Below are 21,773 nucleotides of genomic sequence, written 5' to 3'. Positions count from 1 at the left end.
GGCATTCCATGAGCACCGACATGCACAAGCCCCGCACCGCTTACTGGCATCTCTGGGCAGACGAGCAGGGCGTCAGCCACCAAAACCGCTGCGAACTGAGCCACTTTGAGCAGCAAAGCATGAGCGGTGCCGCGCCGCAGTGGAATGACGTGCAGGCGCGCGGCGACGCCACGGTGATTTTTGCCGTACTGCCGGTCGGCTGGGTCGGCGACTGGCATCCGAACCCGAAGCCGCAGTGGATCGTGCCGCTGTCGGGCCGCTGGTGGGTCGAGTCGATGGACGGCCAGCGCGTGGAAATGGGCCCCGGCGAAGTGTCGTTGGGCGAAGACCTGAACTGCCGCAAGGACGACCAGGGCCGCATCGGCCACCGCTCGGGCACCGTGGGCGACGAGCCGGCGCGCCTGATGATCGTGCAGCTGCATGTCGAGCCGGTCGGCGCGCCTTGCCACTTGCGCTGACATAAAGAGAGGCTCGCGCCATGAACGCCGCCGTGATTCCCAAGCATGAAATTATTGATGCGCGTTTTGCCTCGTTCGTGCCGGGCAATGCTGCGCTGGAGCCGCTCCTCGAAGGCTGCCGCTGGCTCGAAGGGCCGGTCTGGTTTGCTGACCAGCAGCTGTTACTGGTCAGCGACGTGCCCAATAACCGCATCCTGCGCGTCACCGAGCGCGCCGAGGTGTCGGTGTTTCGCGCCCCGTCGGGCTTTGCTAACGGCCACACGCGCGACAACCAAGGCCGGTTGATTGGCTGCTCGCATCTGCACGGCAGCATCACGCGAACGCAACTGGACGGCACGGTGGAAATACTGGTGACTCACTACCGGGGCAAGCGGCTCAATTCGCCGAATGACGTGGTGGTCAAGCGCGACGGCACGATCTGGTTCACCGACCCGCACTACGGCATTGAGACCGACTACGAAGGCGTCAAGCGCGCGCCCGAGTTGCCGCCCTCGGTCTATTGCTTCGACCCGCGCGACGCGACGCTGACGCTGGTGGCCGACGATTTTGACGGCCCCAACGGCCTGGCGTTTTCGCCCGACGAGTCGCGCCTTTACGTGGCCGAAAGCGGCACCCAGTTTTCGCCCGAACCGCGCCGGCATATCCGGGTGTTCGACGTGGCCACGCCGCCCTCGGGGCCGGCGCAGCTGCGCAATGGCCGCATTTTTTACACCGTTGCGCCCGGCTACGCCGACGGCTTTCGCTGCGACACCGAAGGCAACCTGTGGAGCGGCGCGGCCGATGGCGTGCATTGCATCGACCCGTCGGGTGCGCTGCTGGGCAAGATTTTTGTGCCGACTGCGGTGTCCAACCTGTGCTTTGGCGGCCCGCAATACAGCCGGCTGTATTTATGCGCAGGCGCGACTTTGTATGCCTTGAGCGTCAACCGGCGCGGCTGTCAGCGGCCATGAACTCTGCCGACGAGGCGCCGCTTGAAGAAATGCCGACCACGGGTGGCCGGGTGCTGGCCTTTGCCGGCTTTCGGCGCAGCGTGGCCGACTTGGCCCGCGCCATTGATTTCTACGTTGAAGCGCTTGGCTTTGCGTGCGAATCTCTCATCTGCACTGACGGCGGCGCGCCCCGCTGCGCACGTCTGCGTCTGGGCGAAGAGTCGATTGAGCTGTGCGAGTGGGCCGGGGCTGAAGCGCTGGATGTGGTCAGGCAGGACACCAGCGTGGCCAGCGCCGGTTTTCAGCATGTGGCCATCGTCGCTTCGGACATGGACGCGGCCCTGTCCAGGCTGAGCCGCCTTGCGCCGACGCCGATTTCCAGCGGTGATGCCGTGCGCCTGCCAGCAAGCGCCGGGGGTGTTACGGCCTACAAGTTCCGCGACCCTGACGGTCATCCGCTGGAGTTGATCTCGTTTCCCGCTGGCACGGGCAACCCGAAATGGCAGCGCGTTCAGTCGAACCAGCCCACATTGGGCATCGACCATTCGGCCATCAGCGTGGGCAACGTCGAGCGCACTCTGGCTTTTTACACGGCAGGGCTGGGCTTTGCGCTGACATCAAGGCAGGTCAATTCAGGCGTCGGGCAAGACCGGCTTGATGGCGTGAGCGGCGTCGTGGTTGATGTGCTGGGTCTGACGCCTGCTGGTGTGGAGACGCCGCATCTGGAACTGCTCGGCTATCGCCAGCCGGCACCGCAACCGCGCACCCGGCACGTGGCGATTGAGAAAGACCCGTCAGACCGGCTGGTGTGGCGCGCGCAAGACGTTGACGCCATCGTGGCGCGGCTGGCGTCGATGCCCCGGCTGGACGCTGGCGGCGGGCCTGCGTTTATGCAACTTGGCGCAGGCGAGTGGCTGCTGCGCGACCCGGACGGGCATCTCATGGTGCTGCGGGAGGCGGCTGCTTGACGGAATCCGTCATCGCCACTCATTCGGTCACTATTCCAAGGCGACCGTTTTTCTGGCTTCAAGGCACATGCGTTTTGAGCCTGAAATCACTGATTCGGCATTAAAAAGGCCGATTGCGCATGCTGTACCTGCGCTAGCAGCTATTAATACAGTAGCAAAATGCCGGATTTTTGCATGACGGGTTGGCCTGTCAAACGGGTTCCGTGCCCATAAACGCCTTGCCCTACAGTACAGTGACCGGCGCGCCAGACGCGCCCATTTTTTCAACTTTCATGAGGCTGCCCCCTATGACCATTTTCGGAACGCCCCTGTCTGCCCACGCCACCAAAGTCATGCTGCTCGGCTCCGGCGAGCTGGGCAAGGAGGTGCTGATTGCGCTGCAGCGCCTGGGCGTCGAAACCATTGCCGTAGACCGCTACGACAACGCGCCCGGCCAGCAGGTCGCCCACCACGCGCGCACCGTCACGATGAGCGATCCGGCGCAGCTCAAAGCGCTGATCGAGCGCGAAAAACCCGACCTGGTGGTGCCCGAAATCGAGGCCATTGCCACCGGCGTGCTGGAAGAACTTGAAGCTGCTGGCAGCGTGCGCGTGATTCCCACCGCCCGCGCCGCGCGCCTGACGATGGACCGCGAAGGCATTCGCCGGCTGGCCGCTGAAGCGCTGGGCCTGCCGACCAGCCCCTATGTCTTTTGCGATTCGCTCGAAGAGCTGCAGGCGGCGATTGACGAAAAAATAGGCTATCCGTGCATCGTCAAGCCGGTGATGAGTTCGTCGGGCAAGGGCCAGAGCCGGATTGCCGGCGCGGGCGATGTGCAAGCCGCTTGGGATTACGCCCTGGCCGGCGGGCGCGTGCAGCATGGCCGGGTCATCGTGGAAGGCTTTATTGACTTTGACTACGAAATCACGCTGCTGACGGTGCGGGCTGTGTCGTCCAAGGAGAGCGCTGAAGGCGCTGTAGAAACCCATTTTTGCGAACCGATTGGCCATTTCCAGGTCGGCGGCGACTATGTTGAAAGCTGGCAACCGCATCCGATGCAGGCGCTGGCGCTGCAAAAAAGCCGCGACATTGCCCGCGCCGTGACCGACAACCTCGGTGGCCAGGGCGTGTTTGGCGTCGAGCTGTTCGTGAAGGGCGACGATGTCTGGTTCAGCGAAGTCAGCCCGCGCCCGCACGACACCGGCATGGTGACGATGTGTACCCAGTGGCAAAACGAGTTTGAACTGCATGCGCGCGCAATTTTGGGCCTGCCGGTCAACACCGCGCTGAAAAGCCCCGGTGCCAGCGCCGTGATTTATGGCGGCGTCGATGCAGACGGCATCGTGTTTGACGGCGTCGCCGATGCGCTGCGGGTGCCCAACACCGACATCCGCCTGTTTGGCAAACCGGCCAGTTTCGTCAAGCGCCGCATGGGCGTGGCGCTGGCGTTTGATGCCGATGTGGAAGTGGCGCGCACGAACGCCAAGCTGGCGGCCTCGAAAGTCAAGCCACGCGTGGCTTGAGTGGCGGGCTGAGATGGTTTTGCGCGCCGGGCTGTTCCCGGCTATCGAAAAATTAACGCTACTGATTCAATAGCTGTCAGCGCACGCCGGTATTGCGTAAGCGGCATAAAAGAGCATTAAAACTCAAGGTGAGGGCGATATTCAGCCTTCGCGCCAGTTGTGCATGACCTGCCCCTGCAGCACCGCCTGCGTGTGCCGGGCAATCATCAGCTCTTCATTCGTCGGCATCACCCACACCGCCACGCGGCTGCCAGGCTGGCTGATGCAGCGCGCGCCCGAGGCCGGCGCTTCGTTCGCGTCCTCGTCCAGCACCACGCCCAGCCAGCCGGCGTCCTGGCAGACCCGTTGGCGGATCATGGCGCTGTTTTCGCCAATGCCGGCGGTGAACACCAGCGCATCGAGTCCACCCAGCGACGCCGCCAGGCTGCCCAGTTCCTGCGCGATGCGGTAGACGTACAGCTCAACCGCCTGCTGTGCGTCTGGCGTGTCGCTGGCTTGCACGGTGCGCATGTCGCCCGAAACCCTTGAGACGCCGAGCAGGCCGGACTGTTCATACAGCAGCTTTTCCACTGCCTGCACCGTCATGCCCAGCCCGCTCATCAGGTGCAGCACGACGCCGGGGTCGAGGCTGCCGCAGCGGCTGCCCATCATCAGGCCGTCGAGCGCCGTGAAGCCCATGGTCGTGGCGACGCTTTTGCGCTCCCGCAGGGCGCACATACTCGCGCCGTTGCCCAGGTGCGCCACCACCACGCGGCCATTGGCCGCTGCGCCCAAGTGCGGCGGCAGGGCGCTGGCGATGTATTCATACGACAGGCCATGAAAACCGTAGCGCTTGACGCCGGCCTGCGTGATGTGGCGCGGCAGGGCAAAGGCTTGCGCGACCCACGGTTGCGTGGTGTGAAATTCGGTATCAAAACACGCGACTTGCGGCAAACCTGGCAGCACCACGTCGATGGCGCGAATGGCCGACAGGTTGTGCGGCTGGTGCAGCGGGGCCAGTGCGCTCAGCCCTTCCAGCTGCGCCAAAATCGCGGGCGTGACGCGCACCGGACGCGTAAACGCCTCGCCGCCATGCACCACGCGGTGGCCCACCGCCCCCAGCGTGCGGCCATTGGCATGCTGCCCGAGCCAGTCGAACAACTGCTCGAAGGCTTCTTCAGGGCCATGCACCGGGTTGGCGGACACCCGGATGCGGCGGTCTTCGAGCGCAGCGCCGTCTGGCCCCCAGACCCGCAGCCGGGGCTGGGCACCAATGCCTTCGATCATGCCGTTGGCAATGCGCGTCAACCCGGCGTCAAGGGCGGCGTCATAAACCGCAAACTTGACGCTGGACGAGCCGGAGTTGATGACGAGCAGCGATGTGTTCACGCCAGCGCCTTGAGCCCGTGGGCAATCAGCAAGATGGCGATGGCGCAAGAGGCGATGCGCGAATGGGCCGAGTCGGCGCGGCTGGTCAGCACAATCGGCACCTTCGCGCCCATCACGATGCCGGCGGCCTGCGCGCCGCCCAGGTATTCGAGCTGCTTGGCCAGCATGTTGCCCGACTCCAGGTCGGGCACGACCAGAATGTCGGCGTCGCCGGCGACTTCGGACTGGATGCCCTTGGTCTTGGCGGCGGCCAGCGACACGGCGTTGTCAAACGCCAGCGGGCCATCGACCAGCCCACCGGTAATCTGGCCCCGGTCGGCCATTTTGGACAGCGCGGCGGCGTCCATCGATGAGCGCAGTTTGGGCGTAACGGTTTCGACCGCCGACAAAATCGCCACCTTGGGCCGCTCAATGCCCAGCGCATGCGCCAGGTCGATGGCGTTTTGCACGATATCGACCTTGGCGTCAAAGTCGGGTGCGACGTTGATGGCGGCATCGGTAATCAACAGCGGCTTGGGGTAGCGCGGTACGTCGAGCACAAACACATGGCTGACGCGGCGTTCGGTGCGCAGGCCGGATTGGGCGTTGACCACCGCGCTCAGCAGCTCGTCGCTGTGCAGGCTGCCTTTCATCAGCGCATCGACTTCGCCGGCGCGGGCCAGCTCGACCGCCTTGGCCGCCGCCGCATGGCTGTGCGGCACATCAAGGATGGAAAAGCCGCTCAGGTCCAGCTGACATTCTTCGGCCAGGCTGCGGATGCGCGGCTCAGGCCCGATCAGCAGCGCCTGGATCAGGCCCAGCCGGTCGGCGTCCAGCGCGCCTTCAAGCGCTTCGCGGCTGCACGGGTGCACCACGCCCATCTTGATGCGGGGCAGGGCTTTGGCGGCATTGAGCAACTGGTCGTAGCGCAGGTTCTTGTCGGCCATCAGCGGCTCGGGCAGGTCGGTGCGCAAGATGCGCAGCCGCTCGGTCGGGGCGATGACTTCGGCCTCGCCGTCAATCACCACGTCGCCGTCCTGGTCGATGCAGGTCGTCGCCAGCCGTACGCGCCGGGTGGTTTTGTCCATCGATGTCACCTTGACCGTGACGGTCAAGGTGTCGCCGATATGCACGGGCTTGAGGAACTTGAGCGTCTGGCCCAGGTAGATGGTTCCGGGGCCCGGAAACTGCGTGCCGAGCACGGTGGAAATCAGCGAGCCACCCAGCATGCCGTGGGCAATGATTTCGTGGAAGTGGCTGGTTTTGGCGTACAGCGCATCGACATGCGCCGGGTTCACGTCGCCGGACACGGCGGCAAACAGCTGGATGTCGCGTTCGGTGACTTGGCGCACCAGGGTGGCGCCGTCGCCGACCTGGATTTCGTCAATCGGGTGGTTTTCAAGAAAGTCCCCCGACGGGACGGGGAGCGTGCTGCGTGTATTCATGGTGTTTCCTTTTAGCCCATCACGTGGTAGCCGGCATCGACGAAGGTGACGTTGCCGGTCAGCGCGCGGGCCGCGTCGCTGCACAGCATGGCGGTGACAGCGCCGACGTCGGCAATCGTCACCAGCTGGTGCTGGGGCGCGCGGCTGGCAGCGTCGTTCAGCAGTTGCTCGAAGTCGCCAATGCCCGAGGCCGCCCGCGTCTTGATCGGGCCGGGCGACACCGCATGCACGCGGATACCGGCTGGGCCGAGTTCGGCGGCCAGGTAACGCACTGACGATTCGAGCGCGGCCTTGACCGGGCCCATGATGCCGTAGTTGTCGATGACTTTCTGCGCGCCGTAGTAGCTCATGGTGACCAGCGTGCCGCCACCGGTCATCAGCGGCTCGGCCAGTTTGGCCATGCGCAGGAACGAATGGCACGACACATCCATCGCGCGGGCAAAGCCTGCGGCGCTGCTGTCCACAATGCGACCGTGCAGGTCGGCGGCCGGCGCAAAAGCAATGGCGTGCAGCACAAAGTCCAGCTTTCCCCAGCGCTTCTCAAGCTGTGCAAACACCGCTTCGAGCTGGCCGGGTTGCTCCACATCGAGCGGCAAGGTGAGGTCGGCTTCAAGCTGCTCGGCCAGCGGCCGGACATGCGGTTCGGCCTTGGCATTGAAATAGGTGATCGCCAGCGTGGCCCCCAGCTTGTGCATGACCTGGGCGCAGCCGTAGGCAATGCTCTGGTCGTTGGCAATGCCGACGATCAGGCCTTTTTTGCCGGCGAGGATCGGTAGCGTGAGGGGTGTGTCTGCGTCTGGAGGCGTGTTTGAGTTGGGATTCATTAAATGTATTTAAAGGAAATCTGAAAATCAGGAAACCAGCACAAATTGGCCGGGTGCGTCTTCAAGTGTCGTATAGCCGCGTGACAGGTTGCCGGTTGGCGGCGGTGCGACGCGCTGGCTGCTGTGCTGCTGCAGCCAGTTCGCCAGGGCGGGCCACCATGAACCCTCGTGCGCTGGTGCGGTGTGGGCCCAGGTGTCGGGGTCCATGTAACCCGCGTCAGTGGCGCGCGTGGCCAGTTGATAGCTGCGCTTGACGCCCGGGCCGGGCGGATTCACGATGCCCACATTGTGGCCGCCGGTGGTCAGGCAAAACGTCAGGTCGGTTTGCGTCAACGAGTGGATTTTGTACACTGAATGCCACGGCGACACCGTGTCGCGCTGCGTGCCCAGCGCAAACACCGGCACGTCAATATCAGACAGAGCAACCGGCTTGCCATCGACCTGGTAGCGGCCTTCGGCCAGGTCGTTTTTCAGGTAAAGCTGGCGCAGGTACTCGCTGTGCTGGCGGTAGGGCATGCGGGTGGCGTCGAGGTTCCAGGCGACCAGGTCATTCACCGGCCTGTTGCTGCCCATGAGATAGTCATGCACCATGCGCGACCACAGCATGTCGCGCGAATTGAGCAGGGTAAACGCGCCAGCCATTTGCTTGCCGTCGAGGTAACCCTTTTTAGCCATCAGGCTGTCGAGAAAAGTCAGCTGGCTCTTGTCAATGAACAGGCCCAGCTCGCCGGGCTCGCTGAAGTCAAGCTCCGAGGCCAGCAGCGTTAATGATTGCAGGCGCTCGTCATGGCTGCGCGCCATGCTGGCTGCGGCAATGCTCAGCAGCGTGCCGCCCAGGCAATAGCCGAGCGCCTGAATTTTGCGCTCCGGAACAATGGCGCTGACCGCGTCGATGGCCGCCATCACGCCGGCGTTCAGGTAGTCGTCCATGCCCAGGTTGCGATCGCTGGCATCGGGGTTTTTCCACGACATGATGAACACCGTGTGGCCCTTGCCCACCAGATAGGCGACCAGCGAGTTATCGGGCGACAAATCGAGGATGTAGAACTTCATGATCCACGACGGCACGATGAGAATCGGCTCGGCAAACACGGTTTTGGTTTGCGGGCTGTACTGGATAAGCTCGATCAAGTGGTTGCGAAACACCACCTTGCCGGGCGTGAGGGCGACCTCTTGGCCGGGCCGGAAATTTTCGGTGCCTGCATACGGTGCGTCGCTGGCCTGGCGCAGCGCCTCGCGACTCAGGTTTTGTGCGCCCTTCAGCAGGTTGGCACCGCCGGTTTTCAGGGTTTCGGCCAGCACCTCCGGGTTGGTGGGCAGAAAGTTGGACGGCGAGAACATGTCCAGTAGCTGGCGTGCGCCAAAAGTTGCCAGGCTTTCATGGTGCTCGCTGACGCCAGGCACGCCCGTGGTGGCGTTGTGCCACCACTGCTGGTTGAGCAGGAAAGACTGATAAATCAGATTGAAGGGCCACTGCTGCCACTCGGGTGCGGCAAAGCGCTTGTCTTGCGGCAGCGGCTCAATGCAGGGCTGGCACTGGCCGGTGGTGTGTTTTACGGCATGCGCACTGAGATGCAGGTAGTTATCCAGCGCCTCGCGCATCAGTTCTTGTTGCTTGCCGGGCGATGCCGCCAGGTGGGTCAGCCAGTCCGTGTACGCGTCGCCCAGCGATGCGGGCACCAAGCCTTGCGTGCGGCCAGCCTGTTGCGCGTTCACTGCGCGGTCAAGGCCGGGTTGCAGTGCCGGTTCCGGGTTGGCTTGTGGGTTGTCGTTCATCGGGTCTCGCAGTAGGGGATGGCATGACGCAAGGCGGCGCGCGCAGGGTCGGCAGGCCTGCAAGTCACTGGTAACACTTGTAGCCATTGACCGGTAAATCAAGCCGAATGACGGCCGCTCGCTTGCCGCAGGCGACTGAATAGCCGCTCCAGCTCCAGCCAGAGCGAGCACAGCGCCAGTAGCCCGGTCGCCGCTGCCAGCCCGGCAAGGCCCGTCCATTACAGGCCCGTCACCAGCTGCAGCCACGTAACACGGGAAGCCTCAACGTTTAAGTTTGCATCAAGCGGATGGCCCGCGACGTGACGCAAGTCATGAAATGTGCGCGGCATCGCACGCAATTCGGTTGCTGCTGTTATGCATAAGCGCAAACCTCTGGGCACTGCGCCCCTGACAAGGTCCGGATTCACGCACAAACCCGGCCTTCATCATCACGTTCTGCAGCGTCATGCGGCTGCGCTGCCTTGCCACCTGGTGCGCTGCGTGGAAGTGCTGCGAAATAATCGTCATAGTGTTCACCAAAATAATCGTCATGGTGTTCACCAGCGTGTTTATAGGCAGCACCAGCTTGTCTGCGCCGACCTGCGTCAGGTCAACGACCACACCTCGGGTTGGCTGCATGTTTGCCAGAAAAAGACCATTTATTTGCTTTTGCAAGACTTTGCCGAAAGGTTGCTCATGATGGGTAGATAAGACGAAACTGATTCTCGTCTGTGTGTCATCCCGCGCTTGAGTCTCGACGATATATTCAGCTCATTGGGACTATTAATGGCAGTGCAAGTAATGGCAGTACAAGTTTGCAACCAAAAAAGGGCAGACTATCCAGATAGCGGTGAATGAATCAACTCATTAGCTATATTTTTTTAATAATCACACTGATGGGCAGTTAATTTTTTCAAGAAAACAACAAAAAAATAGCGTTGCATACAATCTATAGACGCCTATTTACAACACTTTCAGCGTGTTCTCGGTAATGTTTTAGGTGGCCTCCGCGCACCGGATTCTGCGTTCGGCTGCCCTTGATTTATGCATCCTCGCCTGTCACACGCACTGTGCAATTCGCTGACCGCCAAGTCATTAAAAAATCCGCTCTGTGAGGGGTGTTTTTGACACGTGGCGAAATTATGTCGACCCATTTAAAAATTGAACAAATGTTTCTTGAAGTGGCTTATATTACAAATGCGATTGACAAGTTACGTTGCTGAATTGGTGGGTATTGTTGTTATTAAAGGAGTTTTCAATGAAAAAAAATCTGATTGCGTTGGCTGTTGTGGCCTTGGTTTCTGGTGGCGCTTTTGCTCAAGGCTTGACCAGTGGTGGAAAGCCGGTCGCTGCTCTCATTGCACCATTTACTTTTGGCCCTGCAGGTCCCGATTTGAATGTTCCTGGCACCTTGTCCGTCACAGGCGCCACTACCACCAATGGCATCAGCAACACGGGCAACATCACCACCGGCACGCTGAACACCACGGGCAACGCTACCGTGGGGGGCGTGATCACCACCAACGGCATCGCCAACAACGGTAACTTCAGCACGACAGGTGCATTGAGCTCTAGTTCGCTGGCGACTGGCTCTGCCACGACCGGTGGCCTCACCAACACCGGTGCATTGACTAACACCGGCGTATTGACCCAGAACGGCCCCACCAACCTGAACGGCAACACCGCCCTGAATGGCGACGTCAACGTAACGGGTGCGACCACCACTGCTGGCATCACCAACGCGGGCAACATCGCCACTGACACGCTGACCACCACGGGCAACGCTACCGTCGGCGGCGTGATCACCACCAACGGTATCGCCAACAACGGTAACTTCAGCACCACAGGTGCATTGAGCTCTAGCTCGCTGACGACGGGCGCTGCCACCACCTCTGGCATCACGAATGCAGGCAACATTGCAACGACCACGCTGGGCGTGACGGGCGCACTGACCTCTGGCTCGCTGACGACGGGCGCTGCGACGACCGCTGGCATCACTGACTCTGCGGGCATCAGCACGACAGGCGCATTGAACTCAGGCTCGCTGGCGACTGGCTCTGCCACGACCGGTGGCCTCACCAACACCGGCGTATTGACCCAGAACGGCTCCACCGCCCTGAATGGCGACGTCAACGTAACGGGTGCGACCACCACTGCTGGCATCACCAACGCGGGCAACATCGCCACTGACACGCTGACCACCACGGGCAACGCTACCGTCGGCGGCGTGATCACCACCAACGGCATCGCCAACAACGGTAACTTCAGCACGACAGGCGCATTGACTTCTAGCTCGCTGGCGACTGGCTCTGCCACGACCGGTGGCCTCACCAACACCGGTGGCCTCACCAACACCGGCGTATTGACCCAGAACGGCCCCACCAACCTGAACGGCAACACCGCCCTGAATGGCGACGTCAACGTAACGGGTGCGACCACCACTGCTGGCGTGACCAACACGGGCAACATCACCACCGGCACGCTGAACACCACGGGCAACGCTACCGTGGGGGGCGTGATCACCACCAACGGTATCGCCAACAACGGTAACTTCAGCACGACGGGCGCATTGACCTCTAGCTCGCTGACGACTGGCGCTGCCACGACTGGTGGCCTCACCAACACCGGTGCATTAACCAACACCGGCGTATTGACCCAGAACGGCCCCACCAACCTGAACGGCAACACCACCGTTAACGGCAACACCGCCCTGAATGGCGACTTGAACGTAACCGGTGCGACGACCACTGCGGGTGTGACCAACACTGGCGTACTGACCCAGAACGGCGCCAGCAACCTGAATGGTGCGACGACGGTAAACGGCCCCTTGAACGTAACCGGCGCGACCACCACCGCTGGTGTGACCAACACCGGCGTATTGACCCAGAACGGCGCCAGTAACCTGAACGGTAATACCACCGTTAACGGCAACAGCACCCTGAATGGCGACCTGAACGTAACCGGCACGACCAACACCGCTGGCATCACCAACGCGGGCAACATCACCACGACCACGCTGAACACCGCGGGTAACGCTAGCGTGGGTGGCGTGATTACCACTAACGGCATCATCAACACCGGTGTCTTCAAGACGGATACATTTGTCTCTGACTCGTTTACAGCTAACTCGTTTACGACTGCCGGCGATGCAAAAGTTGGCCGCGATCTGACTGTGGAGGGCGCCGCAACGGTGAAGGGCAATTTCTCTGCTACCAGCAACGCTTACCTTGGTGGAACGGCAACTACTGCCACCATGGCAGTGACGCCTACCAGCGTTACCGTCAGGAATGGCGCCATCGTGAACATGGGCGGTAACCGTGTGCAGAACGTAGCTGCCGGTGTTGCAGGTACCGATGCTGCCAACGTGAACCAGTTGAATTCTGTTCGTAGCGGTCTGCAGAATCAGATCACCGAAAGCACGGTTGAAGCGCGTCGCGGTATTGCCTCCATCGCTGCGGTTGCCGGCATTCCTGGCCTTGACTCTGGCAAGCAATTCAGCGTGGGTGTTGGCCTGGGTGGCTTCAAAAACGAGAGTGCATTGGCAATTGGTGCCAACGTCCGTTTCGCTGAAGACTTGACTGGCAAGCTTGCGGTCGGCTTGAATGGCAGCAATTCGACCGTAAGTGCCGGTATTGGCTTCAGCTTCTAAACCCAATCTGATCTCATAATTCAAGGCTGCCCTTAGGGCAGCCTTTTTAACGCCATGAAAAAATTAATCGCTTCTTTATTCACCATTCTGATGCTCACCTCGGGCATTGCCACGGCGCAAACCCGCAAGGGCCTCAAGCTCGTTGAAGTGTTCGATGCAGGCCAGCCCCAAACCATCATCTTGAAGCTTTATGACGATAAGGCCGATGTTCTTTGTTATGTGCTGATGCCTGAGCTCGCCTCACGCAAGCAGGTTGATTCCAACTGGATCTATGACGCCAACACCATTGGCTCCATCAGTTGTTTGAAACAGCTGGCGGTTGCCCCGGCTGCTGAAGTCAAGACGGGAACGGCTGTGCCGCAGGCTCTGAAAAGCGGCACGACAGACCCTGTCAGTTCAAGCCCGGCTGAAGTCAAACCGGAAGCAGCTCCCAAGAAGACCTTGAAAAGCGAGACCAAAGCTTCTGTAACCTCAGCTCCGTCAAAGCGCCCGGCTTCTGCCGTCAAGCGTGACGAAGCACAACAATTGGCGGCATGCGGGCAGGAAAATACCCGAAAAGCACGCCAATGCCGACTGAAAGCAAAAAAGAAACCCCATTGACGGTCGCTCAGAAGTGCCTGTCTATGCAGCAAAGCAAACCACAAGTTACTTGCCGCCGAGCAACCCCGGCCAGCAAACCTCGGCAAAGTCGACACAGCCATTAACCCCCAGAAGCTGATCCATCATTCACGCCAGCCAAAAGCCCGAAAGCCACCTATTTTCAAGCAAAAAACCACGCCAGCGCAACAGCAGCAAGCGCTAGCAGCTATCTAAACCATAGCAAGCCTACTGAAACGCCACCTCGGAAAAACTGCGCAGCTTGCGGCTGTGCAGCTGGCTGATGCCCTCAGCCCGCAGCAACTCCACCGCCCGCATGCCAATGCGCAAATGCTGATCCACCCGGTCGCGGTAGAACTGGTTTGCCATGCCCGGCAGCTTGATTTCTCCGTGCAGCGGCTTGTCGCTCACGCACAGCAGCGTGCCGTAAGGCACCCGGAAACGAAAACCGTTGGCCGCAATCGTCGCGCTTTCCATGTCGAGCGCAATGGCGCGGCTCTGGCTGAAGCGGCGCTGCGGCTGGTTGGACGGCAGCAGTTCCCAGTTGCGGTTGTCGGTTGACGCCACCGTGCCTGTGCGCATGATGCGTTTCAGATCGGGGCCGACGGCCTCAGTCACGTCTTCTACCGCTTGCTCCAGCGCTTTCTGGATTTCGGCCAGCGCCGGAATCGGCACCCACAGCGGCAGTTCCTCGTCCAGCACATGGTCTTCGCGCACATAGCCGTGCGCCAGCACATAGTCGCCTAATTGCTGGCTGTTGCGCAGGCCGGCGCAATGGCCGAGCATGATCCAGGCGTGCGGGCGCAGCACAGCCACGTGGTCGGTGATGTTCTTGGCATTGGCCGGGCCGACGCCGATGTTGACCATCGTGGTGCCGGTGCGGTCGGCACGCAGCAAATGGTAAGCCGGCATTTGCGGCAGGCGTGGCGGCGGCATGCCCAGTTCGTCGCCGTCCTGCGCGCCCAGGCCGGTGCGCCGCGTCACCACATTGCCCGGCTCCACGAAGGCGATGTATTCGCTGTCCGGCTTGGCCATTTCCTCGTGGCCCAGGCGCACAAATTCGTCGATGTAGAACTGGTAATTGGTAAACAGCACAAAGTTCTGGAACCAGTGCGGCGAAGTGCCGGTGTAGTGGCGCAGGCGCTGCAGCGAATAGTCCACCCGAGCCGCCGTGAACAGCGACAACGGCAGCGGCTCGCCCACGCGCGGCTCGTAGGTGCCGTTCGCAATGCCGTCGTCCATGGCGGCCAGGTCGGGCAGGTCGAACGCGTCGCGCATCAGCATTCGCCGGGCCGGGCTCATCGTGCCTTCAATGTGGTCGTTTTCAGCAAATGAGAAATGAATCGGAATCGGCTGCGTGCTGGTGCCGACTTCAAGTTCTACCGCATGGTTTTGTATCAGCAGCCGGAATTGTTCCAGGTAATAGTCGCTGTACAAATCGGGCCGGGTCAGCGTGGTTTCGTAGCGGCCCGGCCCGGCGACAAAGCCGTAACTGAGCTGGGCAATGTCGGGCGTTTCCAGAATAGCCCGCGCCACCGTGTCGGTGTGAATGCGCACGAACGGGTAGCAGGCGCGCACGTGGCCGGGCAGGGTGTCGCCGGCCACGTAGCGCTGCATGGCGCTGCGCAGGTGGGCGATTTGCTGGTCGTAGATTTTTTGAACCTGTGCCAGCGCAGCCGCCGGGTCGCGGTAGCGGGTGGGGGCGATGAAAGGAGGCAAATAGGGCATGGCGTATGTCTTGGTAAGGAAAATTGACAAGTGGCGCGGCACCACGAAGTCAGTTTAGGCTAATGTCTTGAGTGGCTTGCAGTAGCATTGAATGCAGACCTTGTGCCGGGCAGGATATGCCGCCGAGGCAGCTGGCCCTTACGAAGCGCCCAATTTTTTCAAAATTAAAAAGACCCAGCCCATGTCAGAACGCATTGCTTTAGTCCCCGTGGCGCCACGTCTGACGAATCGGTTTTTGCCCGGCTTCGTGCTCATGCGGGGTTTATAAATGGATGCCTATACGTTACTGGAAACACTGGGGCGCTTGTGCGGATTGGCGCATGAGGCGGCTACGGTGGAGTTCAAGTCCAATCTTGATCAGGCGGATGAAATTGGCGCGTACCTGTCTGCATTGGCCAATTCTGCGGCACTTGAAGGTCAAAATCGTGCTTGGCTGGTGTGGGGTGTCGAAGATGACTCACACCAGATCACGGGCACTCGCTTTGATCCTTTTTCGCGCAAGGTCAATGGCAATCAGGCGTTCATCATGTGGCTGCAGCAAATGACCTCGCCGCGTGCAGATTTTGCTTTTCACGAGTGCCCGCACCCAGATGGGCGGGTTGTGCTGATGGAAATTTACCCAGCGCGCAGTGCACCCATTGCATTTCAAAACAGGCGCTACATCCGCATTGACAGCCATAAAACACTGCTTTCAGAGCACCAGGACAAAGAGGCCCGGTTGTGGGCCATGCTGGGTCAAAAAGAAGACTGGTCGGGGGAGCTGGCGCCGGGCGCTACGCTGAACGACCTGGACCCTGACGCGCTCAATATGGCACGCAGACAGTTTGTCCAGTATTTGACAAGAAGCGAGCCTGATTCAAGCCGTCATGCGCACATCGAGGATGAAGCCTGCCGGTGGGATCTAGCCACTTTGCTCAACAAAGCGCGCATCACCAAGCAGGGGCGCATCACGCGTGCGGCCATTTTGCTGCTGGGCAAAGATGAGGCGGCACATTTTTTGGCACCTGCCGATGCCAAGATCACTTGGGTTTTGCGTGATGCCAAGAACATCACGGGGCCATCGCAGCACTTTGGCATTCCGTTTTTAGGGGCAACTGAAAAAGTCTTTGGCCGCATCCGCAATGAGATGACAGACCACATGCCTGATGGCTCCTTGTTTCCTACGCCGCTCCGGTGGTATGACGCCTGGGTGATCCGAGAGGCCTTGCATAACTGCATGGCCCACCAGGACTATGGGCTTGGCGGAAAAATCAATGTGGTGGAGCATCCGGACCGGCTAGTGTTCAGCAATTTGGGGCAATTTATTCCGCCCAGCGTGGAGTGGATGCTGGAGCACCAGTCGCCTCCGGAGCATTACCGTAACCAGTGGCTGATTGACTGCATGATCCGCCTGCGCATGATTGAGCAGGTCGGTAGCGGCATTCGGCGCATGTTCGAGATGCAGCGGGCGCGGTTTTTTCCTTTGCCTGACTATGTGATTGACGCGGCTGACACGGGCTATCCCCGTGTGGAGGTCAGCATTACCCGGCAAGTGCTGGATGCGAAGTACACCCAAGTGCTGATGAAGCGTGCCGATCTGGACTTAAAGCAGGTGCTGCTGCTAGACCGGGTGCAAAAACGCCGCGCATTGTCGCGTGACAACGTGCGCGAGCTGAAGGCGCTCAAGCTGATTGAAGGGCGGGCACCGAACTACTTTATTTCAGCCAAGGTGGCGGAGTGGGCCGGGCAGAAGGCCAGCTACATTCGCAACCGGGGGCTTGATGATGCTTATTACCAGACGCTGGTAGTGGGCTATTTGCAAAAGTATGGCAAGGCCACGCGCAAAGAACTCGATGACCTGATTTTGACAAAGTTACCCGAGGTGCTGGATGCGGATCAAAAACAGAACAAGGTGCGCAACCTACTGCAAGCCATGCGGCGCAGCACCCTGATTGAGCGCACGGGTCCGGTGAGTTCACCTATCTGGTTGCTTGGGCCGGTAAAAAGCTTTGCTAAAACGCAGGAAGCTAGCAAAGCCTAGTAAAGGAAGGGCGCGTAACTCCCTGATTTATATGATTACTTTGACGACGCGAATGGGCAAAGCGTTGGCGCTGGGTTAATAGCGACTGTGCGTGGCCTTAGCGCCGCACCGCCTCGCGCATCGTCACGAACTCCTCGGCCATCGTCGGGTGGATGCCGATGGTGCTGTCAAAAATCGCCTTGGTCGCGCCGGCTTTCATGGCCACTGCAAAACCCTGCACGACTTCGCCGGCGTCGGGGCCGACCATGTGCAGGCCGACCACGCGGTCGGTGGCGTCCTCGACGATCAGCTTGAGCAGCGTGCGTTCGGTGCTGCCGCTCAGCGTGTGCTTGAGCGCCTTGAAGTCGCTCTTGTAAACGCTGATCTTGCCAAATTTCTCGCTCGCTTCTAATTCCGTGTAGCCGACCGTGCCGATGTTGGGGTGCGTGAAAACGGCAGTCGGAATGAAGTCGTAGCTCATGCCGCGTGGTTTTTTGCCGGCTGCCGGGCCGAACAAGGCGTCGACCACAACCATCGCCTCGGCCAGCGCCACGGGCGTGAGCTGCACGCGCGCCGTCACGTCACCGACCGCGTAAATTGAAGGCACCGAGGTCTGGTACTGCGCGTTCACCTCGATTGCGCCGGCCTTGCCTTGCTGCACGCCGGCCGCATCCAGGCCCAGGCCCTCGACCAGTGGCACGCGGCCGGTGGCATACAGCACCGTATCAACGGTGATGTGGCTGCCGTCGAGCAGCTGCACCTGCAGGCAATTGTCGCTACGCTTGATGGCGGCTACATCGGTGTTGAGGCGCAGGTTCACGCCGGTCTTGACCATTTCACCGGCAATGAAAGTGCGCACTTCCTCGTCAAAGCCGCGCAGTACCTGATGGCCCCGGTAGAGCTGCGTGACGTCGGAGCCCAATCCGTTGAAGATCGATGCAAACTCGCAGGCGATGTAGCCGCCGCCAACCACCAGCAGGCGCTGCGGAAAGGGCGACAGGTCGAACATTTCGTTGGAGCTGATGACGTGTTCGCTGCCCTCAAATTCAGGAATGCTGGGTTTGCCGCCGGTGGCGATCAGGATGTTTTTGGCACGGTAATGCTTGCCGCCGACGTCCACCGTGTGCGCATCGATCAGCGTGGCCCAGCCGTTAAGCGTGTGAACCCCTGCGCTTTTGAGCAGCTGCACATAAATGCCATTGAGCCGTGAAATCTCACGGGCGCGGTTCGTTTTCAGCACGTCCCAGTCCAGCACCGGTGCTTCGCCAACCCAGCCGAAGCCGTGCGATTCTTCGAAGATTTCGGCGAAATGGGCGGCGTAGCTGTAGAGCTTTTTCGGGATGCAGCCCAGGTTGACGCAGGTGCCGCCCATCTCGGCCACCTCGGCCAGGCCGACACGCGCGCCGCGCTGCGCCGCCATGCGCGCCGCACGAACGCCGCCGCTGCCGCCACCCATCACGAACAGGTCAAAGTCAAAAGTCTGCATCAAGAAGCTCCCCAAAATAGTGAACGGCAGGGTGCCGCTTGCCTATTTTCCCTGTTTGGGGCCGCTCGCAAATGGGATTGCGTGAATACACACAGCCAGACGGGCGGCAGCCTCGCAATCCGATGCTGCCGGATTCATTTTCTTTAGCTTTTTTCAGGCGTTTTAACCCCGTCTGGCCGTCTCGTTCGTTTCACCTGGTACCAACAACTCAAATGGAGCTGCCATGAAATCCGGTTTACTCACTTTTTCTGCCCTGACGGCCTTGTCCGCAGTGCTTTCGATGACCAGCTTACCGGCGCAAGCCATCGGCCGCCTGGCGGACATCAGCATCGTCGACCGCGACACCGGCGCCACGTTGCCAGTGCATTACGCCCGGGGCGAATACTGGGTGGCGGGCCGTCCAGGTGCGCGTTATGCCGTCAACGTCAAAAACCGCACCGGCGAGCGGATGCTGGCGGTGCCGTCGGTGGACGGGGTGAACGTGGTCAGCGGTGAAACGGCTTCCTGGGAACAAAACGGGTATGTGTTTTCTGCCTACGAGCGCTACCAGATCACCGGCTGGCGCAAGAGCAACAGCGAGATTGCCGCTTTCGAGTTCTCCAGCGCCGGCAATTCATATGCGGGCCGCACGGGGCGTCCTGCCAATGTCGGCGTGATCGGTGTGGCGCTGTTTCGCGAAAAACACGTTTTGCCCCCGCCCCCGCCCCCGCCCCCGCCGCCGCACGCATACCCCGCACCTCAGCGAAACAGCATGAACAAGTCCGATGCCCGCAGCAGCGACATGCAAGAGCCCGCCGGCAGCGTGCGCGATGCACCGCCGCCAGCGCCAGCGGCCCCTGTCCAAGAACGTGCTGCCCAAGCCGAGTCCCAAGACCGCTCGGACGCCAGCAGCAGTATGGCCAAGGCCCCGTCGCCTCGCGCCAAACTCGGCACGGCCCACGGCCAGCGCGAAACCTCGGTCGTTACGAAAACCACTTTTCGGCGGCTGCAGGCACAGCCCAACGAAGTCATCAGCATCCGGTATGACAGCCGCGAGAACCTGATTGCCGCCGGCGTCATCCGCGCACCAGTCCGCCAGCCAATGCCCAACGCTTTTCCGCAGTCAGACGAACCGTCGTATGTGCCGGATCCGCCAGGCAATTGAGCGGCGCACGGCCCACTGTGGGCCGGCAGCGGATTTTCTTTGCGCATAATTGATGGATGCCGAATACCCAGCCTCCTGATGCCACCGACGAGGCCCTGATGCTGGGTTTTGCTGGCGGCGACATGGCGGCTTTTGACACCTTGTACAACCGGCACGAACTCGCCGTATGGCGCTTTGTTTTTCGCAGTGTGAAAGTGCAGGCGGTGGCCGATGACTTGCTGCAGGACGTGTGGTTTGCGGTAGCGCGTAACGCGGGTACCTACGAGGTCAAGGCGAAGTTCCGCACCTGGCTGTTTACGCTGGCGCACCACCGGCTGGTGGATTATTTGCGCACCGCCAAAAACCACATTTCTCTGGATGCGAGCGACGACGCTGCGCGCAGTCTGGTCGATACGCTGGCAGCCGACTCGGGCTTTGGCCCGCTGCGGCAGTTGCAGTCACGCGAACAGGCCAGCGCGCTGATTGTGGCGGTGGAGCAATTGCCCGCAGAACAGCGCCAGGCCTTTTTGCTGCAAGCCGAAGGCGACCTCAGCGTGCAGGAAATTGCCGAGGCCACCGGCGTCAATTTTGAAACGGCCAAAAGCCGCCTGCGTTATGCGCGGGCCAGTCTTCGCCAGTGGCTACAGGAGTTTGCATGAGCGCGCAGGACGACGAGCTGATCAGGCGCTACCGCGAAGCCAGCGCACAGGACGCATCCCGCCCGGGCCCGCAGGTGCGCGCTGCCGTGCGGGCGCATGCGCAGATGCTGGTCGCCTCAAAAGCGGCTGCTGGCGATAAGCCTGCTGCGGGGCCGGTTCCTGTCGCCAGCCGCACGGCTGCCAATGCCTCGCGCTGGAAAATATCGGCACTGGGCAGCGTGGTGCTGGTGGGCTTGAGCGCCATGCTGCTGCTGCAATTCGAGCGCGGCACACCCGAAGAACAGGACATCGCTTACGGCCCGCCTCGGGCCGAGGTATCGGGTGCCGAAGAGCGGTCTGAAAAACCGTCTGCCGCATCGGTTGCGCCTCCTTCTGCGGCAAATAGGGACGCTCCCGGCGGTGCTGCGATCTTGAAGGAGCACGCTGCCGACCGGATGGATGCGCCCCAGGCAACGCCGGCGCTGAACCGTGCGAAAGCACTGGCCAAGGTGGCGCCGTCGGTAGCTGAAAGCAAGTCGGCTTCGGCGTCTAGTGACACTGCGGCGCTTTCAGGTTTTCCCGGCTCACCATCTGCCAACGCCGACGTGGTCGCCGTGCCCAGCGCAGCGCCGCCCCCCGCGCCCACCGCTGAAGTGGCTCAGCGCCCATCTGTGCAGATAGACCGCGCGGCCAAGGCAGCATCGTCGTCAATGGCGCAGACTGATCCGTCTGTCGCCGCAGAAGCAATGACGCCACCCGCTGCTCCTGCCGCACGTTCCGCGCAGGCCGCACCGGACAAGCGCAGCGGCTCAGACCTCAACGCCGCAAATGGCAAGCTGTCTGTGCCACTGCCCAAAGCCGACAAACGCAGCGCCAGCGCACTGGAACACGCCTTGCGGGAAGCCGCACTGGCAGGCCGCGCTGAGCAGGTCGAAGAGCTTGCCCGCCAAGGCGTCGCGCTGGACAGTCGCGACAGTGCAGGCCGTACCGCCTTGATGCTGGCCGCCATGAACGGGCACACCCGCGTGGTGCAAAAGTTGCTGGCGCTGGGAGCCAATACGGCATTGGTGGATGCGCAAGGCCAAAGTGCCGCGCAGCAGGCGAAGCGCCGGGGCCATACGCACATTGCCGACCTGATTGACGCAGGTTCATGAACCTGACGGCAAGCGTTTTTTTTAGCGTTGTGCAGAAAGTGTTGTGTCGATTCCCGCGCTGTTTCGGAATAGTGAAATTTCCTCAATGCCACGTGGATTCGAGAGCGGTTGGCTGCTTGTCCCGATGCTTACCAACCGCCAACCGCCAACCGCCAACCGCCAACCGCCAAC

17 protein-coding genes are annotated in these 21,773 nt (G+C 61.3%); 10 read left to right on the top strand and 7 right to left on the bottom strand.

Annotation, left to right across the window (positions count from 1 at the left end):
• The first annotated feature begins 8 nt into the window (after positions 1–8).
• From RCH06_RS07065 to purT, 4 genes are all read left to right on the top strand, one after another.
• Positions 9–458: a cupin domain-containing protein gene (locus RCH06_RS07065; RefSeq protein ID WP_327080730.1), complete on the top strand. Its 450-nt coding sequence runs from the start codon at positions 9–11 to the stop codon at positions 456–458.
• A 20-nt stretch (positions 459–478) separates the two neighbouring features.
• Entirely contained in the window at positions 479–1,408 is a 930-nt protein-coding gene (locus RCH06_RS07060; protein WP_327080729.1) for an SMP-30/gluconolactonase/LRE family protein, read from the top strand.
• Positions 1,405–2,355 carry a VOC family protein gene (locus RCH06_RS07055; RefSeq protein WP_327080728.1) on the top strand — a complete coding sequence of 317 codons (951 nt, stop codon included), beginning with the start codon at positions 1,405–1,407 and terminating at the stop codon, positions 2,353–2,355. Before RCH06_RS07060 ends, RCH06_RS07055 begins: the two co-directional genes overlap by 4 nt.
• 287 nt (positions 2,356–2,642) lie before the next feature.
• The gene (purT, locus tag RCH06_RS07050; protein ID WP_327080727.1) at positions 2,643–3,857 is read left to right on the top strand and encodes a formate-dependent phosphoribosylglycinamide formyltransferase; all 1,215 of its coding nucleotides are present in this window, start codon (positions 2,643–2,645) and stop codon (positions 3,855–3,857) included.
• Between the two features lie 141 nt (positions 3,858–3,998).
• On the opposite strand, the gene RCH06_RS07045 is transcribed toward purT, so the two are convergent.
• The 5 genes from RCH06_RS07045 to RCH06_RS07025 form a co-directional block, all read right to left on the bottom strand.
• Positions 3,999–5,225, bottom strand: coding sequence for an acetate/propionate family kinase (locus RCH06_RS07045; RefSeq protein ID WP_327080726.1), 1,227 nt, complete (start codon positions 5,223–5,225; stop codon positions 3,999–4,001).
• Positions 5,222–6,649 carry a bifunctional enoyl-CoA hydratase/phosphate acetyltransferase gene (locus RCH06_RS07040; RefSeq protein ID WP_327080725.1) on the bottom strand — a complete coding sequence of 476 codons (1,428 nt, stop codon included), beginning with the start codon at positions 6,647–6,649 and terminating at the stop codon, positions 5,222–5,224. The genes RCH06_RS07045 and RCH06_RS07040 overlap by 4 nt, the downstream gene beginning before the upstream one ends.
• Before the next feature lie 11 nt (positions 6,650–6,660).
• Entirely contained in the window at positions 6,661–7,473 is an 813-nt protein-coding gene (gene fabI / locus RCH06_RS07035; protein WP_327080724.1) for an enoyl-ACP reductase FabI, read from the bottom strand.
• 27 nt (positions 7,474–7,500) lie between these two features.
• Entirely contained in the window at positions 7,501–9,249 is a 1,749-nt protein-coding gene (locus tag RCH06_RS07030) for a PHA/PHB synthase family protein (RefSeq protein ID WP_327080723.1), read from the bottom strand.
• A gap of 309 nt (positions 9,250–9,558) precedes the next feature.
• Positions 9,559–9,903 carry a hypothetical protein gene (locus tag RCH06_RS07025; protein ID WP_327080722.1) on the bottom strand — a complete coding sequence of 115 codons (345 nt, stop codon included), beginning with the start codon at positions 9,901–9,903 and terminating at the stop codon, positions 9,559–9,561.
• A gap of 583 nt (positions 9,904–10,486) precedes the next feature.
• On the opposite strand from RCH06_RS07025, the gene RCH06_RS07020 reads away from it, so the two are divergent.
• Positions 10,487–12,877, top strand: coding sequence for a beta strand repeat-containing protein (locus tag RCH06_RS07020; RefSeq protein WP_327080721.1), 2,391 nt, complete (start codon positions 10,487–10,489; stop codon positions 12,875–12,877).
• A 54-nt stretch (positions 12,878–12,931) separates the two neighbouring features.
• Positions 12,932–13,477, top strand: a complete 546-nt coding sequence (locus tag RCH06_RS07015; protein WP_327080720.1) for a hypothetical protein — start codon at positions 12,932–12,934, stop codon at positions 13,475–13,477.
• 225 nt (positions 13,478–13,702) lie between these two features.
• Here the strand turns inward: RCH06_RS07015 and RCH06_RS07010 are convergent, their stop codons facing one another.
• The gene (locus RCH06_RS07010; protein ID WP_327080719.1) at positions 13,703–15,202 is read right to left on the bottom strand and encodes an AMP nucleosidase; all 1,500 of its coding nucleotides are present in this window, start codon (positions 15,200–15,202) and stop codon (positions 13,703–13,705) included.
• Between the two features lie 268 nt (positions 15,203–15,470).
• Between RCH06_RS07010 and RCH06_RS07005 the strand changes: the two genes are divergently transcribed.
• On the top strand, positions 15,471–17,222 hold the full coding sequence (locus tag RCH06_RS07005; protein ID WP_327080718.1) for an RNA-binding domain-containing protein: 1,752 nt from the start codon (positions 15,471–15,473) through the stop codon (positions 17,220–17,222).
• Positions 17,223–17,319: 97 nt separating this feature from the next.
• Here the strand turns inward: RCH06_RS07005 and gorA are convergent, their stop codons facing one another.
• Positions 17,320–18,687, bottom strand: a complete 1,368-nt coding sequence (gene gorA, locus RCH06_RS07000; protein ID WP_327080717.1) for a glutathione-disulfide reductase — start codon at positions 18,685–18,687, stop codon at positions 17,320–17,322.
• 223 nt (positions 18,688–18,910) lie between these two features.
• Between gorA and RCH06_RS06995 the strand changes: the two genes are divergently transcribed.
• From RCH06_RS06995 to RCH06_RS06985, 3 genes are read left to right on the top strand one after another with little or no spacing between them, the layout of a single operon-like run.
• On the top strand, positions 18,911–19,831 hold the full coding sequence (locus RCH06_RS06995) for a hypothetical protein (RefSeq protein ID WP_327080716.1): 921 nt from the start codon (positions 18,911–18,913) through the stop codon (positions 19,829–19,831).
• 56 nt (positions 19,832–19,887) lie between these two features.
• Positions 19,888–20,469 (top strand): sigma-70 family RNA polymerase sigma factor, encoded by a 582-nt coding sequence (locus RCH06_RS06990; protein ID WP_327080715.1) that lies wholly within the window; start codon positions 19,888–19,890, stop codon positions 20,467–20,469.
• A complete protein-coding gene (locus tag RCH06_RS06985; protein WP_327080714.1) occupies positions 20,466–21,602 on the top strand; it encodes an ankyrin repeat domain-containing protein in 1,137 nt (378 codons plus the stop codon). The genes RCH06_RS06990 and RCH06_RS06985 overlap by 4 nt, the downstream gene beginning before the upstream one ends.
• Positions 21,603–21,773: the final 171 nt, after the last annotated feature.

Origin of the sequence: Polaromonas sp. CG_9.5, from assembly GCF_035984465.1 — a bacterium.
In the GTDB taxonomy this organism is placed as follows: domain Bacteria; phylum Pseudomonadota; class Gammaproteobacteria; order Burkholderiales; family Burkholderiaceae_C; genus Polaromonas.
The sequence above is the reverse complement of the archived record's forward strand: the minus strand, read 5'-3'. Positions and strand labels throughout refer to the sequence as shown.

Bases quoted from the DNA above. Each gene is read 5' to 3' on its own strand.
- RCH06_RS07065 (WP_327080730.1), top strand. From the start codon at position 9: ATGAGCACCGACATGCACAAGCCCCGCACCGCTTACTGGCATCTCTGG.
- RCH06_RS07060 (WP_327080729.1), top strand. From the start codon at position 479: ATGAACGCCGCCGTGATTCCCAAGCATGAAATTATTGATGCGCGTTTT.
- RCH06_RS07055 (WP_327080728.1), top strand. From the start codon at position 1,405: ATGAACTCTGCCGACGAGGCGCCGCTTGAAGAAATGCCGACCACGGGT.
- purT (WP_327080727.1), top strand. From the start codon at position 2,643: ATGACCATTTTCGGAACGCCCCTGTCTGCCCACGCCACCAAAGTCATG.
- RCH06_RS07040 (WP_327080725.1), bottom strand. From the start codon at position 6,649: ATGAATACACGCAGCACGCTCCCCGTCCCGTCGGGGGACTTTCTTGAA.
- fabI (WP_327080724.1), bottom strand. From the start codon at position 7,473: ATGAATCCCAACTCAAACACGCCTCCAGACGCAGACACACCCCTCACG.
- RCH06_RS07030 (WP_327080723.1), bottom strand. From the start codon at position 9,249: ATGAACGACAACCCACAAGCCAACCCGGAACCGGCACTGCAACCCGGC.
- RCH06_RS07020 (WP_327080721.1), top strand. From the start codon at position 10,487: ATGAAAAAAAATCTGATTGCGTTGGCTGTTGTGGCCTTGGTTTCTGGT.
- RCH06_RS07015 (WP_327080720.1), top strand. From the start codon at position 12,932: ATGAAAAAATTAATCGCTTCTTTATTCACCATTCTGATGCTCACCTCG.
- RCH06_RS07010 (WP_327080719.1), bottom strand. From the start codon at position 15,202: ATGCCCTATTTGCCTCCTTTCATCGCCCCCACCCGCTACCGCGACCCG.
- RCH06_RS07005 (WP_327080718.1), top strand. From the start codon at position 15,471: ATGGATGCCTATACGTTACTGGAAACACTGGGGCGCTTGTGCGGATTG.
- gorA (WP_327080717.1), bottom strand. From the start codon at position 18,687: ATGCAGACTTTTGACTTTGACCTGTTCGTGATGGGTGGCGGCAGCGGC.
- RCH06_RS06995 (WP_327080716.1), top strand. From the start codon at position 18,911: ATGAAATCCGGTTTACTCACTTTTTCTGCCCTGACGGCCTTGTCCGCA.
- RCH06_RS06990 (WP_327080715.1), top strand. From the start codon at position 19,888: ATGCCGAATACCCAGCCTCCTGATGCCACCGACGAGGCCCTGATGCTG.
- RCH06_RS06985 (WP_327080714.1), top strand. From the start codon at position 20,466: ATGAGCGCGCAGGACGACGAGCTGATCAGGCGCTACCGCGAAGCCAGC.